Consider the following 19,190-nt stretch of genomic DNA (forward strand, 5'->3'; position numbering starts at 1 on the left):
GCAGCCTAAAAGGGTAACTCAGCTACCCTGTTCTATGACGGAATTTGATATGGCAAAGGTATGTTATTGCGCAGATGACTTTGCAATGAATGCAGAGATATCTAATGCGATTATTGAGTTAATTGAAAGAGGAGCACTTCAAGCGACCTCATGTATGACCCAATCTGAACTCTGGGAAACAGCTGCTGCCAAACTCAAATCTTTCTCGAATCAAATTGATATTGGTTTACATTTAAATTTTACCCATGCTTTTACTTCAGGTAATACAGTTTTCTCATTACCTGCACTCATGTTGCGCGCATGGTCATCAAATCTTAACCGTGAATTAATTACCCAGTGTATTGAAGAACAATGGGATGCATTTGTTTCAGTCATGGGAAAACACCCCGATTTTATTGACGGTCACCAACATATTCATCAATTTCCGTTTATACGGGATATTTTGCTACAACTTTTAAAAGAGAAAAAGTTCACTGGTTGGATACGTAATTTACAACATCCAATTTATCTACCTCATTATCGTTTTAAAACTCATATGCTTTCTGCACTTGGATCAAATGCCTTAGCAAAAGCATGCCAAAGCTACCAGTTTAGCCAAAATGAATACTTCGCTGGTATCTATGACTTTAAACAAACTGATTATGCCGAACTGAATCAATATTGGCTTGCTCAAGCAAAAGATCACTTACTGATTATGTGCCATCCCTCACTTTCTACACCAAGTGAGCAAGATCCAATCCAGCATGCACGCATCCAAGAATACCAATATTTTTCGTCTGATCAGTTTCCTCTTGATTGCCAGAAAAATGGCATCCAACTTACCAGACTAGGGGCAATGCAATGAGCACAAAACCTTTTTTATCCTGCGTTGTTCCCTCTTATAACGAAGCAGAGAATTTAAAAACATTTATTCCAGCTTTAGCAAACAGCTTAAAGCAACAAAATCTTAGCTATGAAATTATTGTGGTCGATGATGGCAGCAAGGACGATACTATTCCGATCTTGCAAACGATGATCGAAGATTATCCTTTAGTTGTGCTGGAATTATCACGAAATTTTGGCAAGGAAGCTGCTTTAAGCGCAGGTTTAGACCATGTAAATGGTGAAGTTGCACTGCTCATTGATGCTGACTTTCAACATCCTTTTGAAGCAATTCCGACCATGATTAACCTATGGAAAAATGGTTATGACATGGTTTATGGCATTCGTAATCGTACCACTGAATCATGGCTAAAACGGACCTTAACCCAAGGTTACTACCGTATTTTAAACTTAAGCTCACCTATTGATATTCCTGAAAATGCTGGTGATTTCAGGCTTCTGGACGCGAAAGTTGTCGAAGCGATTAAACAACTACCAGAAAAAAATCGCTACATGAAAGGCCTCTATGCATGGGTCGGTTTTAAAAGTATCGGAATCAATTTCTCAGAACAAGATCGTCAACATGGCCGTTCTAGTTTTAACGTGAAAGCGTTATTTAATCTAGCGATGTCTGGTTTAACTGGATTTTCAGATTTACCTTTACGAATTTGTATTTATCTAGGTGCCCTATTGGCTTTAGGCGCCATGAGTTACGGTGTTTGGATCATTATTAAAACGCTCATCGAAGGAATTTCTGTACCTGGTTGGGCAACACTTGCGGCAGGCATGACTCTACTGGGCGGTATTCAGTTACTGTTTATTGGTATCGTGGGGGAATATGTTGGCCGAATTTATGCAGAAGTTAAAAATCGACCAAAATATATTGTTTCAACCGAACATTCTCATATTAAGCAAAAAAACCCAATCACTCACCCCGAAAATACGTTCTCTAATTTCTAATGTTTGCTCATATTTTTCAGCTCGCGCGGTTTACCACGACTGGGGCCGCAGCAGCACTTACGCACTACAGTATTGTCATGCTCTTGTTTAAACGAAACATTGCATTGCAGTATGCCAATTTAGTCGCCTTTCTACTTGCCTATTGGGTGAGCTATTTTGGGCATCGCATTTTTACTTTTAAAGCTCAGCATATTTCTCATCGACAAACATTACCCAAATTTACTTTAGTCGCTGGATTAGGTTTTTTATTTAATGAGAGTTTTCTCTTGCTTTCTAATCTGTATTTCAGCGTCCCTGTTTCAACATTAGTTTGTGTGGCTATTGTCCTGACTTCAATTGTGACTTTCTTGCTTAACCGCTTTTTTGCATTTCAACATTAAGGATTATGTATGCAGCAATGGCTTCGTAGTTCCAAATTTTTATTAATATTTTTACCGATTTGGTTGTTTGTTTTGTCTTGGATAAGACCTCTTTCTGTACCAGATGAAGGACGCTACGGAGACATTAGTCGATCTATGTTTGAGTCGGGAGATTGGTTGATTCCCCGCATCAATAGCTTGCCATTTATGCATAAGCCCCCTCTATTACACTGGTTAAGTTCTATATTTATGGAACTTTTCGGTATGCATATTTGGGTGTTGAGATTAGTTCCAGTGCTAGCAGCTACACTCATGCTCGTCAGCCTATTCTTATTCGTTAGAAAGCACATTTCAGAACGTGTAGCACAACTTACTGCAATGATTTTAGGCACCAATTTACTGTTTTTTGGTAGTAGTGAATATATTAACCATGACCTGCTCCTTGCTTCATGGATTACAGTCAGTGTTTTATGTTTTGTTGATTTCACAATTTCAGCACGTAAATCTATTTTATTTTTAGGATATTTTGCAGGTGCTGCTGCGTTTTTAAGTAAAGGTCTGATTGGGGTATTAATTCCCGGCATGATTCTTTTACCGTGGTTGCTCTACACCAAACAATGGAAAAAAATCCCTTCATTGCTTAACCCTTTGGGGATTTTGCTATTTATATTACTGGTTAGTCCATGGCTCTATGCAGTTCAACTTAAATACCCTCAATTTTTACATTATTTCTTTATAGACCAACAATTTAGTCGCTTTAGCTCAAAAGAGTTTAATAATAAGCAACCATGGTGTTTCTATCTGCTTATTTTATTTATCAGTTTTTTACCATGGATTTTTGCGAGTAGATTTCAATCTATTAAAGCCGTATTTCAAAATTACAAGAAATCCGCTTTACTTGCCCTACTTGTATGGTGGTTTATTTCTGTCACAGTTTTCTTCTCTATTCCTCCATCTAAACTAGCTGGCTATATTTTACCTGCTGTGCCCCCGCTCGCTGTTTTCTTGGCTCTTGTTATCAACCAAGTACTTGAAAGTGACTATAAAACCAAATTACAGGTTTGGGGTTTACCTATATTTATTATGCTTGTCGGAATAGGTCTTACTGCTACACCGCATTTCATGGGTGCGCATCAACCCTTTTTCCAAAACCAAGCCATATTTATTTATACCATTGGCGCTCTCTTAATTGTGCTTCCGCTGACTTTAATCTGGTTATATAAAAACCAGAAATTAAACTATTTAAACTATATTTTTATCAGTTTAATTGTTTTGTGTAGTTCAGTTCCTTTTGCCGTTCGTATTTTAGATACCAAAAATAATGTGGGACAAACGAGTTTTGCTGAGTACATAACCCCATCAACAAAAATAGTTTTCTACAATTACTATTTCTATGATGTGCCTTTCCTTTTACAGCTAAAACAGCCTGTATATATTGTGAATCAATGGGATACCGTACATTCTGATAGTGCATCTTTAGAAATTAAAGATGGTTTGTTGTTTGAACCACAACGCAAACAATACTTATGGAGTGAGCAACAGCTTCAAGATGCTTTAACGCAAAAGCAAGATTTGATTGTCGTCAGTCAACCTCATAATTTTGCGACTAAAGATCCATCTGTTAAAACGCTACATTATCGAAATTATGACGTGTTTATCTTTCATAAATCAAAATAAACTGCCAATAAAAAAGGAAGCTTACGCTTCCTTTTTTATTTAATTAAAACTTACTCTTCTGACACATCGTCATTCGTAGAAACTGCCTCTTCACCATCTACTTCTGAAGTATCAACTTCTCCTTCGAGAAACTCTTCTTCATCTTCAACAGCATCAATAGACACAACGCCCACTAGAGTTTCTTCTTCGCTTAAACGAATCAGACGAACACCTTGTGCATTACGACCAGTCATTGCAACTTCTGCGGCACGCGTACGAACTAATGTACCACCGTCAGAAATAAGTAACAGTTCTTTGCTTTCATCAATAGATACTGCACCTACAAGCTCACCATTACGTTCACTTGTCTTAATTGCAATAACACCCTTACCACCACGTTTTTTGGTTGGGAAGTCATTTACAGGAGTACGTTTACCGTAACCATTGGCACTCGCACACAGCACTTCACCCGTTTCAGGCACAACAACAAGCGATACGATGCGACTTACTACAGCTAAATCTGCTGAATCGTCGTTATCATCAGATTCATCATTTTCAACTTCTGCATCTTCTTCGCTTAAAATGCTGCTTGCAATGCTAACGCGCATACCACGGACGCCTTTAGCAGTACGGCCCATTGAACGCACGTCGGTTTCTGCAAAACGAATTGCCTTACCTTCATTTGAGAACAACATGATTTGCTGATTACCATCAGTAATCGCAACGCCAATCAAGGTATCTTCTTCATTCAGTTCAATTGCGCGTAAGCCATTTGAACGAATGTTAGCAAACTGCTCCAAATCAACACGTTTAACCGTACCAGAAGCTGTTGCCATAAATACGTAATGGTTTTCTGGGAACTCTGTTAACGGCAAGATAGCAGTTACAGTTTCGTTCGCATCTAAAGGTAACAAGTTAATAATCGGGCGGCCTTTTGCACCACGTGATGCTTGAGGTACTTCAAATACGCGAAGACGATAGACTTTACCTACGTTAGTAAAGCACAGCACAGTCGCATGGTTTGAAGCTACAATGAGATGTTGAATAAAGTCATCACTCTTCATTGAAGTTGCAGACTTACCACGTCCACCACGGCGCTGAGCCTGATAGTCAGAAAGTGGTTGAGTTTTTGCATAACCGGTTTGCGAAACTGTTAATACGACTTGCTCTTCAGGAATTAGATCTTCACGACTGAAATCAATACGCGATTCAATAATTTCTGTACGACGTCCATCACCATACTGTTGCAGTACTTGTGCTAACTCTTCACGAATTACAGCCATCAACAAATTGAAATCATTAAGAATTGCTGTAAGTTCAGCAATTTGACCTAAAATTTCAGTATATTCTGCATGTAATTTGTCTTGCTCAAGACCAGTTAAACGATGTAAACGCAATTCTAAAATTGCACCCACTTGCGTTGGTGATAAACGGTAAATCGATTCAGTTAAACCAAATGGACGATCTGGATTTTCACCTTCGATCTCATCTGGACGAACAGAAATAGCACCAGCATTTTCAAGTAAAGAAACAACACCACCGCCAGCCCATTCACCTGCAAGTAAACGCTCACGCGCTTCAGCTGGGTTAGCAGAAGTTTTAATTGTTTCGATAATTTCATCAATATTGGCTAAGGCTACAGTTAAGCCTTCCAAGATATGACCACGTTCACGTGCTTTACGCAATTCGAACATGGTACGGCGTGTTACCACTTCTTGGCGGTGACGAATAAATGCCGCAATAATATCTTTCAGATTCATCAATTTTGGTTGTCCGTTGTCAAGACAAACCATGTTGATGCTGAAAGAGTTTTCAAGCTGTGTATTTAAGAATAAGTTATTTACAATGACTTCTGCGTTTTCACCACGTTTCAAGTCAATCGCAATACGCATACCATCTTTGTCAGACTCATCACGAAGCTCTGAAATACCTTCAAGTTTTTTCTCTTTAACTAACTCGGCAATACGTTCAATAACTCTTGCTTTGTTGACTTGATATGGAATTTCAGTAAAGACGATAGTTATACGACCTGTCTTTTCATCTTCTTCGAAATGGTATTTACCACGAATGTGTAGTCGGCCTTTACCTGTACGGTAAGCGTCAACAATACCTGATTTACCGTAAATAATACCGCCTGTAGGGAAATCAGGACCAGTAATATATTCCATCAATCCTTCAATCGAGATATTCGGATTGTCGGCATAGGCTAAACATGCATTCACAACTTCTGTCATGTTGTGTGGTGCCATGTTCGTTGCCATACCAACAGCAATACCAGCAGCACCATTAATTAACAAGTTTGGAACACGTGTCGGAACCACCTGAGGAATACGCTCAGATCCGTCGTAGTTATCTTCCCAGTCAACAGTGTCTTTTTCTAGATCTGCAAGAAGTTCGTGCGCTAACTTAGTCATACGGACTTCGGTATAACGCATTGCAGCTGCGCTATCACCATCAATCGAACCGAAGTTACCCTGACCATCTACCAATAAATAACGTAAGCTAAAGTCCTGAGCCATACGTACAATGGTTTCATAAACAGCTGAGTCACCATGAGGGTGATATTTACCGATTACGTCCCCAACAACACGTGCAGATTTCTTGTAGGCTTTGTTATAGTCATTGCCCAATTCGTGCATGGCAAATAGCACACGACGGTGAACAGGTTTCAGACCGTCTCTCACATCCGGCAATGCACGAGATACGATTACACTCATCGCGTAATCTAAATATGAATGCTTGAGTTCATCCTCAATGGCAATCGGTCGGATTTCCGATACGCTCATGCATACTCCTTCTTACAGATAGAAATTTCCATCTGCTTATATGTCTTGATCTTGCAAAAAATTTAGTTCCGAAAACTGAACTAAAATCGAAAAAAATATAGCTGTATACTATAGCACAAACTGCTCGTTAACTGGGAGTTTAGCAATCTTAAAATAGCATTTTTTTACAATAAAAATTTCATTAGAATTAATAAGTTAAAATTAGAGAATTCTCGTTTTAAATGTATTTCTTAAAACTCAACAGTTCGACCAAAATATAGACAATACAAAAGTGCTCTCTTTAGAGCACTTTCCATCTATTCTTAAAAACAAAACTTAGTTTATTAGATAAAATAAATAATATTTAGCTTGAACATGCTTGTCTTGTTGCAAATCTATTATTCTTTTAACTTCTTTAAATAATAGGTTTGAAATGTCATTTTATAGGCCGATATTGAGCAGGAATCCACTGATATCCCTTTGAATCCTTACCAATGTGTCCAATGCCAGGAAAAGCAACATGTGCAGCCCCCACCCACCATTGGTTTTTATAGGCTTGCTCAAAAACACTTTTACGAACAGCTATAGCACGGTTCGAGTCAGTATCGGGCTTATAGCTTGCTTCAGGATAAGGAAACTGTACTGCACCATAATGTACAACATCACCAAGACCTAAAAACTTTTGACCGTTTTGTCCATCTACTAAATATGAAGAATGACCTTCAGTATGACCATGAGTAACGATGAGTTGAACATTCGGAACGTTAAAAGAAGCTTTGGTAAAACCGACGAGTTGCCCAGCCTTTTGGTATGGCTGTAATGCATCACGCGTCATTTTAAATATTGGCTTAAAAAAATCGGTAGCTTTTGCTTCATTTGCTGGCGATGTCCAAAAATCTACATCTTCTTTAGCCAGATAAACTTTCGCATTCGGATAAGCCATTTTGCCGTTCAATGTAATACCGCATAAATGATCAGGATGGGCATGTGTAATCAAGATCGTATCTATTTGTTCAGGTTGTATGCCTGCTTTCTTTAAATTTTCACGTACATGGCCCAAGGTTGGACCAAAACATTTTGCAGTGCCGGCATCAATTAGAATATTTTGTGTGGGTGTTTGAACAAGATAGGCAGAGAAATCTGTGACAATCTGATTATGCTCATCTACGGGGACAAAGTTTTCTGCAAACAGACGATTGGCTTTTTCAGCTAAAATACCCAATAAATCACTACGAGGTAATCCCAACTCACCATCAAACAATGCCGTTACTTTAAGGTTTCCCACTGATTGTAAAAAGTAGCCATCAACCTGATGTGCACTTGTATTTTTTTCAGCATATGTGAACGCACTAGCAGTGAATAGCAATAGTGCTGTAATTGATTTTAATGATTTCACAATAGAGTCCTTAATATTTTACTACTTCAACTCTATCGGCTTTTAGTTCTTTAAATCGCTCAATAAGCTACACGAATCGCTCAAATTGAATCACTCAACAGCCAGCACAGTAGGATCTACACTATAACGCTGCATAAACCGTTCACGAAAAATAGCAACAGACTGGTATCCCGATTTCGCTGCAATGGTTTTCATAGGTAATTTTTTTGAATACAACAACTCAAGTGCATAAGTAAGACGTGCGTGAGTAATCGTTTCTCTTAAGGATGTTTCTTCATGCTTAAGTTTACGGCGCAATGTTGCACTACTTAAACCCAAACGCATTTCAATCTCACTGGATTGCCAATGATGCTGAGGATTCTCTATTACCCAATCATGAATGATTTTTGTCAATTTAGGTGGCGGTACAATTAACACATCTGAACAATGCTGTTGGCATAACTGCACAAGTATAGAAGCAATACTTAAACGTGCTTTCACAAGATCATTATCAAACAAAGCTGACTGCCATTCAGAAAGAGGACTAGCAAAATCATCAATTGAAAATTTTAATATGGCCTCAGTTTTGTCTACAACCGGCTTAGCCCAAATCATCTGTGCAGCCTGGATCACTTCTTCACACATGGGTACAAGAATAGTTAAGTATTCACCCGTCACGGGATCTGGCTGATTAACTGCATCAATAATCGTATCTGGTTTGATGATATACAAATGGCCAGCACTTAAATTGATTTGTTTAGTTTGAATATTTAGTTGTTGTTGACCATGTAAAATGATGCCCATGTGCAACTGGTTCACTTTAATATTTGACAGGCCATGCTGACTTTTCGACCGAATACATAAATAATCTCGTGCCATATCCGCTCTTGCCAATCTCACAAGTGATTGATGCAATTGGTGGGCCTCTAGGGAAGCGGAATAATTAATATTCATAATGATGATCTAAATAAAAACGCCCTTGGCTATTTATAGCACAAGGGCGTTTTTGAATAAGTGACAAGCTGTAAATTACAACTTGCTTACCAACTCTGGTACCACAGTGTTCAAATCACCAACTAACCAGTAGTCAGCAACACTGTTGATTGGTGCTTCTTCGTCTTTGTTGATTGCAACAATAACTTTAGAATCTTTCATACCAGCCAAATGCTGGATCGCACCAGAAATACCTACAGCAACGTAAAGGTCAGGCGCAACGATTTTACCAGTTTGACCAACTTGGAAGTCGTTAGGTACGAAGCCCGCATCAACTGCCGCACGTGAAGCACCTTGTGCTGCACCAAGCTTGTCAGCTAATGGATCAAGTACTTTATGGTAGTTCTCACCAGAACCTACACCACGACCACCAGAAACAACAATGCGAGCAGCTGTCAATTCAGGACGGTCAAGTTTCACGATTTCTTCAGATACGAAGTTAGAAATACCTGCATCTTTCGCTTCACTTACTGCTTCAACCGCAGCAGAACCACCTTCAGCAGCTACTGGATCAAATGCTGTACCACGAACTGTACCTACAATGATTGCTTCGTCAGATTGAACAGTCGCAATCGCGTTACCTGCATAGATCGGACGCTTGAATGTATTCGCAGATTCAACAGAAATAATGTCTGTAATCATGCTTACATCAAGAAGAGCAGCAACGCGTGGAAGAATGTTCTTACCAGTTGTTGTAGAAGCAGCTAATACGTATTTGTAACCTTTAGCCAAATCAGCAACTAAAGCAGCTACGTTTTCAGCTAACTGGTTTGCATAAGCAGCATTGTCAGCAAGTAAAACCTTGCTTACACCAGCAACTTTAGCAGCAGCATCAGCAACTGCCTGAGCACCAGAACCAGCAACTAATACAGTAATATCACCACCGATTTTTTGTGCTGCAGCAACAACGTTTAAAGTAGCACCGTTAAGTACTTGGTTGTTGTGATCAGCGATAACTAAAATACTCATGATTTTATCCTTCCGTATTAGATCACTTTCGCTTCATTTTTCAATTTTTCAACAAGCTCATCTACAGATTTCACTTGTACGCCAGCTTTACGTTCTGCTGGAGCTTCAACTTTAACAGTTTTAAGCTTAGTACCAGCTGTAACGCCATAATCAGCAGGAGATTTAGTATCAAGTGGCTTCTTACGAGCTTTCATGATGTTAGGCAATGCTGCATAACGTGGCTCATTCAAACGCAAGTCAGTTGTAATGATTGCTGGAAGTGCCAGTTCAACAGTTTGTAAACCACCGTCAACTTCACGAGTTACTTGTACTTTGCCGCCATCAACTTTCACTTCAGAAGCGAATGTACCTTGGCCCGCACCTAATAATGCGCCAAGCATTTGACCTACTTGGTTAGAGTCATCATCAATTGCTTGTTTACCAAGAAGGATAAGTTCTGGTTTTTCAGCGTCAACAATACCTTTTAAAATTTTAGCAACTTCTAAAGCGCCAATTTCATCAGTAGTTTCAACTAAAATACCGCGGTCTGCACCCAAAGCCATTGCAGAACGGATTTGTTCTTGAGCTTCTTTAGGACCAACAGAAACAACAACGATTTCTGATACTGTTCCTTTTTCTTTTAAGCGAACCGCTTCTTCCACTGCGATTTCACAAAATGGGTTAATTGACATTTTAACGTTAGTTAAGTCAACCCCACTATTGTCCGGCTTAACACGAACTTTGACGTTGGCATCAACCACGCGTTTTACAGCAACAAGAGCCTTCATGTAATCCTCGGCTGTTCTAGCAAAAGTAAATGTTGAGAAAAGTATATTAACTCTTCAATTAAAATTTTTTAGGTACCCTATCTTGCAATGTGTTTGGCATTTCGGTCAAGTCACAATTTTCGCTACTGCTATAAAAAAGATGAAATGCCCAGTTCACTAATTCAAATTGCTTATTCGCTCAATGAATTTAGCAAATAAGCCAAACAAATTTTAAACCTTGAATTTCTTGATATTTTAACAAATACGATAGATTAAAACCCTTCAATTTTAGTGAATAAAAAAACAACAAAAACATCATTTCTTCACCCAATGAAAGTACTCAAGCTACTCTGAAAAACTGGCAATTAGGTAAGAACATCCATAAAATAAATGTTGAAAAAAATAAAAAGTAATCGACTATTACCAACTTATCTTTCAGTATACATTTCTATTAAAAACAAAAGATTAAACTACCATTTAAACATAGGCAATGGACTCCAAGGCTTTTGTAAAAAGCGTTTCAATCCTAAATAAACTAGCGTTTTATGGAATCCAGCGTTTGGATATTGACTCGTTAACTTTTTAAACTCGCTTCTTGGAATATTTGAACTCAATAAGCCTAAAGAAAAATCTGCATAGTCAGCTTGTCTAAAATATTCAACCAATGCATATTCTGAACACTTTGTCGTTGTTAATTTATGATGCTCTGTAATCATCAATGTTATTTCTATTTGCCAATCCAATAACCGATGCAAAGTCAAATAACTTAACATCACTTTGACGGATGGCTCTAAATAATCAATTGTTTTACTTGTCCATATCCCAATATCATGAAAGGCAACTGCAATCGCTATTTTACGTATAGTATCTTCACGACTATCTTGGCTTAATATTAAACAACATGCGGCAACACGTTTACAGTGATTTAAGTATCCTTGATAATCCCTATCAATCGTAGTTTTATATTCCTGTAAAATTGTCTCAATCAAAATACTACATTGGCTAAATGCATCTTGATCAAGTGATAAAATCAAACCTTTTTTAGTGTTCATTCTTTTGTGCTCTCGGATGAGCTCGATCATAGACTTGCGCCAAGTGATCAAAATCAATATGTGTATAAATTTGTGTCGTAGACAAATTACTGTGGCCTAACATTTCTTGTACTGATCGTAAATCACCACTACTTGATAACATATGGCTAGCAAAACAATGCCGTAATAAATGAGGATGTAAATCTACATTCACACCTGCTCTTTGCGCTTGAAGCTTTACACGCTTTTCGATTTGCCGTGGGGTTAACACGCCACCTCTTTGAGAAATAAAAACAAAAGCATTTTGATCAAAATGGCCTTTCCAGATTTTATAAATTTTCAGCCAATTCAATAGGCTTTCTTTCGCCTTTTTTCCAAACGGTACAATACGGGTTTTATTTCCTTTACCCGTAATACGTACCAATTGACGGTTAAAATCGATATCTTTAATTGTTAAGCCTTGCAGTTCAGCCAGACGCAAACCACTTGAGTAAAGTAACTCGAGCATGGCTTTATCACGTGACCATAATTGCTGATCAATTGGTTTTTCAGGCATAGGCTGATCTAAAATTTGATTAACCGTTTCTATGTCGATCATACCTGGCAAGGGTCTAGGCTGACGTTTTAACTTAAAATCGTCAGTAGGGTTAATTTCTAAATATTTCCCTTGTTCAGCCCATTTCATAAACTGGCGAATGGAGGTGAGATGACGTTGCATACTGCTTGAGCTTAACTGGTCTTGCTCAACACGCTGGGCCAAATATTCACGTAAATCTGAAGCTTCAATATTTCTTAAATCTAGTTGTTTGTGTTCACAGAACTCAAGAAAACTTTTAACATCTCTTTCATAAGCTGTAATCGTGTGCTCAGACTGGTTCTGAATTTTTCTTTCTTTTAACCACATTGAGAGCAGCTGTAATGCAAAATCCAAATTGCTCTCCATTTATTTGCTCATTTTATTTTTTCAGTGTATCAAAAAGTAGTTGTTCAGGAAATTTAGGATCGTACAACATAACAACTCATTACCTTATATATTACACTTCACTTTAAGTCTTCGTCGGAATCCTGCTGTCATGACTACCATACTCATTCCCTACTTAATTGCCATTACTTTACTTACGCTTACACCTGGTCTGGATACGACTTTAATTATTCGTACCGCTACTCTTGAAGGTAAATCAAAAGCATTTCAAGCAGCAGTAGGCATTAGCCTTGGCTGTATTGCATGGGGAGTGGTGGTGGCTTGTGGTCTAGGGGCTTTGCTTATGGCTTCTGATTTAGCTTTTAATATTCTGAAATGGATGGGAGCTGCTTATTTAGCTTGGCTGGGTTTGAATATGATTTTAAAACCGCGTAGCCAACTTGCGGACATGCAAGAAACCAACCCCAATGTCCCTTCTTCACAGAATTGGTTTATTAAAGGTTTTTTGGGTAACTTACTTAATCCAAAAGTCGGAATTTTTTATATTTCATTTCTTCCACAATTTATTCCACCACAAGCGTCGGCTGTCACTTGGATTATGGGGCTTGTGATGATTCATGTGGTGATTGGAATTTTATGGTCAATTTTATTAATTTTGGCTATGCAGCCACTTTCACGTTATCTGAAGCAACCCAAATTTGTGAAATATATGGACCGGATTACGGGCAGTATTTTTGTGTTGTTTGCTTTGAAATTGGCTTTGAGTAAAAGGTAAATCTAAAAAGCGTGCTGATATAAAGCACGCTAAATAAGACTTAAAAACTTACATTAGGTTTTTTAAGTAGGTTTCTATTTGAACTGAAACTTCATCCGCATGTTTTTCTGCTAATTGATGGTCCCCACCTTTCACAACATATAACGTCGAATTTTCAAACTTTTGATTTAAATATTGACCCACTTGAACGGGGCTCACTGGATCGTTATCGCCCCAGATTAATAAAGTTTCAATGTTTATATCTGATAAAAACTCTTCGTAGTTAGCATTAGTGGTAACAAACCAATCTGGATATTTTAAAAATGCTTGGCGGTATGCTTCACGCCAATCTTGCACATTAAACCGTTCAAGGTTGATTCCACCGGAAGTTGCAATCAAGACTAGCCCTTTCACAAGTTGAGGTTTTTGCAACGCTGCATCAACAGCAAAAATCCCTCCCATAGATTGCGCAATAATTACAGATTCTTCATTAATTTGATTGACCGCATAATTTGTTAGGTCTTCAAAGCTTTTGACCTCAAAGGATTCAGGTGTATCTCCAAAACCGGGATAACCAATAATTTTTGTCTGGTAATGCGGAGGTAATTTTTCAATTAAGGGATGCCAAAATGTCGTACTGCCTGATGCACCGGGAAGGAAAATTAAATTCATGTCATACTTCTTCTAATCGTGTTAATAGCGGCTCTAGCAATTCTTTCCCCCTTAACTGCTGTAACCATATTTGTGGAATCCTTTCATATCCAAACACAATTCCTGCTAATCCTCCTGCAACACAAGCGGTTGTATCAGTATCTTGTCCTAAGGCAATAGCTGTTTTAATGACATCTTCATAATTACCTTGTTGCAGAGCAAAACGAGCTGAATGTAAACAATCCACTACGTAACCACTGCCCGATATTTTTTTCTCATGTGTTGAATCAATAATATGATTAAGTTCTTGTTGTTCATTAATACTATTTTTATAAAGTTGCATCAGTATGGAAATACTAGATTTCCAAGCATCATTAACTGATTGCCCTTTCAATAAATATTTTGCCCATAAGCAATATAAAGCGCAGCAAATTTTTGATCGAAGATGAGCATGCGTCAAATGAGACTGCTGATAGGCTAACTCAACTAATTGCTGATCAGATCCCCTATGCCATAATGCCAATGGTAATGTGCGCATCAACGCTCCATTACCATTCGAATGTTCATCTGTGTTAGCCATCTCTTCTACAGATACTCCAGCTTCATAACGTTGTAACGCCTGAGCAGTTTGCACTCCAATATCAAACACTTGATAATCAACCGCCATATAACCATAACGGTACCAATTGCGAAGACGGTTAGCAAAATCGATACTATCGAGTTTCTGACAGTGCAATAGTGAAGCTAATAAACATAGAGCCTGAGCTCCATCATCTGACCATGTTCCAATTGGAATATTAGGATAAGTTCGCCTAAAATCTTTAGGTGGAATCATATCAATATATAAGTAAGGTGGAAGCTGCAAAGCTGAATTAAATTCATATGGCACACCGACTGCATCACCAATCAGCAACCCATAAATTGCTCCTCTAATTCTATTTTGCATTTTTCTCTCAATATTTATTCTTGTAAAAATAATAAAGGGAAAAGACCTTATTTAAGGCCTTTTCCCTAAGAAAAATCTTACTTAGCCTTGGAAATAACGTAAATCCAAACGCCCATCATACACATGGGTTGTTGGACCAGTCATCCAGACCACATCGCCTTCTTGCCATTCGATTTGTAACTTACCACCAGCCAATTCAACTTCAACTGAGTTGGCAAGTAAGCCACGGCGCATGCCACTTACCGCAGCAGCACAAGCCCCTGTACCGCATGCAAGTGTTTCACCTACTCCTCGTTCAAATACACGAAGGCGCACATGGTTTTCATCAATCACTTGCATAAATCCAGCATTCACACGTTCAGGAAAACGTTTATGTGATTCAACTTGCGGGCCAATACCAGCGACATCTGCTGTGAGTACATCAGGAACAATCGTTACGGCATGAGGATTGCCCATATTGACCACATCAATCGTAATGTTCTGGTCATTAGCTAACTCAAGTGTATATAAAGCTTCTGGTTGTTCAGCAACAAATGGAATTTCATTTGGTAAAAATTTCGGGTAGCCCATATTTACGCGAACCCAACCATTTTGCCCAAGTTCAGGTTTGACAATCCCTGCTTTGGTTTGAACAGTAATACTTGTTTTAGTTGTTAAATGACGCTCATGTACAAAGCGAGCAAAACAGCGTACACCGTTACCACATTGTTCAACTTCAGAACCATCAGCATTAAAAATACGATATTTAAAATCTGCTTCTGGTAAATCTGGTGGTTCAACAATTAAAAGCTGATCAAAACCGATGCCAAAATGGCGATCGGCTAAGCGTTGAATTGTTTCTGTATCTAAATAGGCACGTTGGCTAATTAGATCAACCACCATAAAGTCATTGCCTAGGCCATGCATTTTAGTAAATTCTAACAACATTTCATTTACTCCTCAGGCAATAAACTTTCTTTTTCCCAAAGGGATTCAACTGTTTCACGTTCACGAATCAAATAGGCTTTATCACCAGACACCATCACTTCTGCGGCACGTCCACGTGTGTTGTAATTTGAACTCATTACAAAACCATAAGCACCAGCACCGAGAACAGCTAACAAGTCATTTTCTTTTAAAGCCAATGAGCGATCTTTACCAATAAAGTCACCTGTCTCACAGATTGCGCCAACAAGATCCCAAGTTTTTTCTTCAGTATCTGAACTTGGTACCACAGGTTGGATATCCATCCACGCTTCATATAATGCAGGGCGAATTAAATCATTCATTGCAGCATCAATAATGGCAAAGTTGCGGTGGGTCGTTGGCTTGAGCAAATCAACTTTGGTTAAAAGCACACCTGCATTTGCACTAATGCTACGGCCTGGTTCCATATACACTTTAAGACCTAACTTTTCTAAAGCAGGTTTCATTGAGTTAGCATATTCTTCAACACTTGGCGGCGTTTCATCTTTATAACAAACACCTAAACCACCACCGATATCAATATGTTTAAGATTGATACCAAGTTTTTTTAATTCTTCGATCATCAACATGACACGATCTAAAGCATCAACGAATGGTTTAGTCTCGGTTAATTGCGAACCAATGTGGCAGTCGATTCCAATAATCTCAAGGTTTGGTAAAGATGCAGCATATTGATAGGTTTCATAAACGGTATCACTTGGAATACCAAATTTATTTTCTTTAAGGCCTGTTGAAATATAAGGATGTGTTTTTGCATCTACGTCTGGATTTACACGTAAAGAAATCGGCGCTTTTTTGCCTAGACGAGCTGCAACTTTTTGAAGTCGATCTAGTTCCGCATAAGACTCTACGTTAAAGCAAGCAATGCCTACATTTAAAGATGTTTCGATATCGACTTCGGTTTTACCTAAACCCGAAAAAACAACTTTAGATGCATCTCCACCCGCTTTTAAAACACGTGCAAGCTCACCACCTGATACGATATCAAAACCAGCACCAAGTTTTGCCAATACATTAAGAACAGCTAAATTTGAGTTAGATTTCACCGCAAAACAGATTTGATGATCAATAAAGTCAAAAGCACGATCCATATCTAAGTAATGTTTTTCAAAAGCTGCTTTTGAATAAACATACAAAGGTGTGCCAAATTGCTGCGCAAGCTGCTCCAGAGAACATTGCTCTGCATGCAATACTCCATTAATGCGAGTGAAACTCATGAATGTGTCCTTATTTCAAAGCTTAAGGTGATGTTGTTTGGGTTGGAACTGATGATGATTCAACTGACTGATCAGCTTGTTCATCCTGTTGCACAGCTTGTTTTGGTTCTTTATTACGATAGAGCAAGTATTTTGCACGTTTGTCATAATTTGGATCAGAAGGTAGTTGTAATACTCCTGACTGACCACAAGCACTAAGCAAAACACTGCTGCTCAATAAACTGATGAGGCAAATGACACGACGCATCTGAGCACCTGATTTAAACAATTCGATGCAGTATACCGTGATCATGCAAGCGGCTAAAGAGTAAACTTAAAGAGAAAAACAATATGCATAAAAAACGCCAGCTTTAAAGCTGGCGTTTGATCATAACCAAATAAATTTAATTACTTTTTATGACGCGGTTTATAGAAGAAGAAATAACCAATGATCAAGATTACAAACCAAATTGGGCTGACTTTAAGCGCTTTAAACGTATCTGGCTCTAAAGACAACACGTAAATCATACCAATAAAGAAAATAATCGTGATCCAACATGTAAATAGGCCACCCGGCAATTTAAATGTTGATTTTGCATGTAGCTCAGGACGTGTAGTGTAGTAACGGATATAACTCCAGATAATGAGTAACCACACACAAATGAACAAAATCGTTGAAAGTGTTGTTGCAAGCGTAAACGCCTCAACGGTATTTGGCACAAAATACTGTAAAGCCGCACCTAATAATAAACACGCAGCAGAGAAATACAATGCATTTGCTGGTACTGCACGTCTGTTCAATTTACCAAAAGCTTTTGGACCCTGATCTTCACGCGATAGACCAAATAACATACGGCTTGTTGAAAACACGCCACTGTTCATTGATGACATTACTGATGACAACACAACCAAGTTCATCAAGATTGCTGCTGCTGCCACACCTGCTTGACTAAACAAGTTTACAAATGGGCTGATCGCTGGATCAATTCGATTCCATGGTGTTACAGACATTACAATAACTAATGCGAGCACATAGAAAATAATGATACGAATTGGAATTGAGTTAATTGCTTTAGGCAAATTACGTTCAGGATCTTTAGTTTCCGCAGCCGTTGTTCCGACAAGTTCTACACCAACGAAAGCAAAAATCGCAATCTGGAAACCTGCCAAGAAGCCATGTACACCCGTTGGGAAGAAACCGCCATTTGCCCACAAATGAGTAAATGAAGCAACTTCACCTGTAGTCGAAGTAAAGCCCGTAAAGATCATCCATAGACCCACAGCAATTAAAATAATGATTGCTAGGATTTTAATGAGCGCAAACCAAAACTCTAATTCACCAAACAGGCGAACTGTTAACAAGTTCAAACCCATAATGAATACGATGGCTGCAACACTGATCATGGCGCCTTCGACCGGCGAGAAAGGTAAACCATTATTGAAGAATTGTAAGTAATAGATAATTGCAGAAAGATCGGCAATACCAATAGTGATCCAACACAGCCAATAGGTCCAACCGACAAAATAACCTGCCCATGGGCCAATTAAATCTGTTGTGAAATCAATAAATGATTTATAGGCAAGATTTGAAAGAAGTAATTCGCCAAGCGCACGCATGACAAAAAACACCATCACACCAATAATCAGGTAAATAAATAAGATTGAGGGGCCAGCAAGACTAATCGTTTTGCCTGATCCCATAAATAATCCCGTACCAATTGCACCGCCAATCGCGATCAGCTGTAAATGCCGATTTGAGAGGCTACGATGGAGCTCACCTTGTTCATGAGACTCACTCAGATTTTGATTCGACATCTTATCAATACACTCCAGTAATTTTTTTTAGTCCGTTAGCTAAAATCAAAAAGACGATATCGCACCATTTGCAGGTATCTTTTAAATGTATATTTTTTGATAATTTTTCAGCTAACTGATTTTTATCTGTATTGCTGATGATTTCAAGCTACATACAATTAAATCCGATAATACGCACAAGCCCATAGCAATACAACGCACTTTACGGTCTATAAACATGACTTG

General features: G+C 38.4%; 18 protein-coding genes. 5 read left to right on the forward strand and 13 right to left on the reverse strand.

Going from position 1 to position 19,190, the window contains the following annotated elements:
* Window positions 1-49 precede the first annotated feature (49 nt).
* The 4 genes from NL42_RS02265 to NL42_RS02280 are packed head-to-tail and all read left to right on the forward strand — an operon-like array spanning window position 50 to window position 3,857.
* On the forward strand, window positions 50-844 hold the full coding sequence (locus tag NL42_RS02265) for a ChbG/HpnK family deacetylase (protein WP_461311636.1): 795 nt from the start codon (window positions 50-52) through the stop codon (window positions 842-844).
* Window positions 841-1,821: a glycosyltransferase family 2 protein gene (locus NL42_RS02270; protein WP_461311619.1), complete on the forward strand. Its 981-nt coding sequence runs from the start codon at window positions 841-843 to the stop codon at window positions 1,819-1,821. The genes NL42_RS02265 and NL42_RS02270 overlap by 4 nt, the downstream gene beginning before the upstream one ends.
* Window positions 1,821-2,201, forward strand: coding sequence for a GtrA family protein (locus NL42_RS02275; RefSeq protein ID WP_461311620.1), 381 nt, complete (start codon window positions 1,821-1,823; stop codon window positions 2,199-2,201). The genes NL42_RS02270 and NL42_RS02275 overlap by 1 nt, the downstream gene beginning before the upstream one ends.
* A gap of 9 nt (window positions 2,202-2,210) precedes the next feature.
* Window positions 2,211-3,857 (forward strand): ArnT family glycosyltransferase, encoded by a 1,647-nt coding sequence (locus NL42_RS02280; protein ID WP_461311621.1) that lies wholly within the window; start codon window positions 2,211-2,213, stop codon window positions 3,855-3,857.
* Window positions 3,858-3,907: 50 nt separating this feature from the next.
* On the opposite strand, the gene gyrA is transcribed toward NL42_RS02280, so the two are convergent.
* The 7 genes from gyrA to xerA form a co-directional block, all read right to left on the reverse strand.
* Entirely contained in the window at window positions 3,908-6,622 is a 2,715-nt protein-coding gene (gene gyrA / locus NL42_RS02285; protein ID WP_461311622.1) for a DNA gyrase subunit A, read from the reverse strand.
* Between the two features lie 415 nt (window positions 6,623-7,037).
* Window positions 7,038-7,997, reverse strand: a complete 960-nt coding sequence (locus NL42_RS02290) for an MBL fold metallo-hydrolase (protein WP_461311623.1) — start codon at window positions 7,995-7,997, stop codon at window positions 7,038-7,040.
* Between the two features lie 90 nt (window positions 7,998-8,087).
* On the reverse strand, window positions 8,088-8,930 hold the full coding sequence (locus tag NL42_RS02295) for a helix-turn-helix domain-containing protein (RefSeq protein WP_461311624.1): 843 nt from the start codon (window positions 8,928-8,930) through the stop codon (window positions 8,088-8,090).
* Between the two features lie 75 nt (window positions 8,931-9,005).
* Window positions 9,006-9,938 carry an electron transfer flavoprotein subunit alpha/FixB family protein gene (locus NL42_RS02300; RefSeq protein ID WP_016137313.1) on the reverse strand — a complete coding sequence of 311 codons (933 nt, stop codon included), beginning with the start codon at window positions 9,936-9,938 and terminating at the stop codon, window positions 9,006-9,008.
* Between the two features lie 17 nt (window positions 9,939-9,955).
* The gene (locus NL42_RS02305) at window positions 9,956-10,705 is read right to left on the reverse strand and encodes an electron transfer flavoprotein subunit beta/FixA family protein (protein ID WP_004643793.1); all 750 of its coding nucleotides are present in this window, start codon (window positions 10,703-10,705) and stop codon (window positions 9,956-9,958) included.
* A gap of 449 nt (window positions 10,706-11,154) precedes the next feature.
* Window positions 11,155-11,736, reverse strand: a complete 582-nt coding sequence (locus NL42_RS02310) for a phosphohydrolase (RefSeq protein ID WP_461311625.1) — start codon at window positions 11,734-11,736, stop codon at window positions 11,155-11,157.
* Window positions 11,726-12,619, reverse strand: coding sequence for a site-specific tyrosine recombinase/integron integrase (xerA, locus tag NL42_RS02315; protein ID WP_461311637.1), 894 nt, complete (start codon window positions 12,617-12,619; stop codon window positions 11,726-11,728). The genes NL42_RS02310 and xerA overlap by 11 nt, the downstream gene beginning before the upstream one ends.
* 169 nt (window positions 12,620-12,788) lie before the next feature.
* Here xerA and NL42_RS02320 point away from each other — a divergent pair, with 169 nt between their 5' ends.
* Window positions 12,789-13,412: a LysE family translocator gene (locus tag NL42_RS02320; protein ID WP_461311626.1), complete on the forward strand. Its 624-nt coding sequence runs from the start codon at window positions 12,789-12,791 to the stop codon at window positions 13,410-13,412.
* 48 nt (window positions 13,413-13,460) lie between these two features.
* Here NL42_RS02320 and NL42_RS02325 read toward each other — a convergent pair whose 3' ends face one another.
* The 6 genes from NL42_RS02325 to NL42_RS02350 all read right to left on the reverse strand — a co-directional run bounded on the left by NL42_RS02325 (window position 13,461) and on the right by NL42_RS02350 (window position 18,965).
* Entirely contained in the window at window positions 13,461-14,063 is a 603-nt protein-coding gene (locus NL42_RS02325; RefSeq protein WP_461311627.1) for an alpha/beta fold hydrolase, read from the reverse strand.
* 1 nt (window position 14,064) lies between these two features.
* Window positions 14,065-14,988 (reverse strand): ADP-ribosylglycohydrolase family protein, encoded by a 924-nt coding sequence (locus NL42_RS02330; RefSeq protein WP_461311628.1) that lies wholly within the window; start codon window positions 14,986-14,988, stop codon window positions 14,065-14,067.
* A gap of 81 nt (window positions 14,989-15,069) precedes the next feature.
* Window positions 15,070-15,915 (reverse strand): diaminopimelate epimerase, encoded by an 846-nt coding sequence (gene dapF, locus NL42_RS02335; protein WP_461311629.1) that lies wholly within the window; start codon window positions 15,913-15,915, stop codon window positions 15,070-15,072.
* Between the two features lie 5 nt (window positions 15,916-15,920).
* Complete coding sequence (gene lysA / locus NL42_RS02340; RefSeq protein WP_461311630.1) at window positions 15,921-17,171, reverse strand: diaminopimelate decarboxylase; 1,251 nt, start codon at window positions 17,169-17,171, stop codon at window positions 15,921-15,923.
* A gap of 22 nt (window positions 17,172-17,193) precedes the next feature.
* Entirely contained in the window at window positions 17,194-17,418 is a 225-nt protein-coding gene (gene lptM, locus NL42_RS02345) for an LPS translocon maturation chaperone LptM (RefSeq protein ID WP_016137305.1), read from the reverse strand.
* Between the two features lie 140 nt (window positions 17,419-17,558).
* Window positions 17,559-18,965: an amino acid permease gene (locus NL42_RS02350; protein WP_016137304.1), complete on the reverse strand. Its 1,407-nt coding sequence runs from the start codon at window positions 18,963-18,965 to the stop codon at window positions 17,559-17,561.
* Window positions 18,966-19,190 lie beyond the last annotated feature (225 nt).

The sequence above is a fragment of the Acinetobacter sp. GN11 genome, from assembly GCF_054823985.1.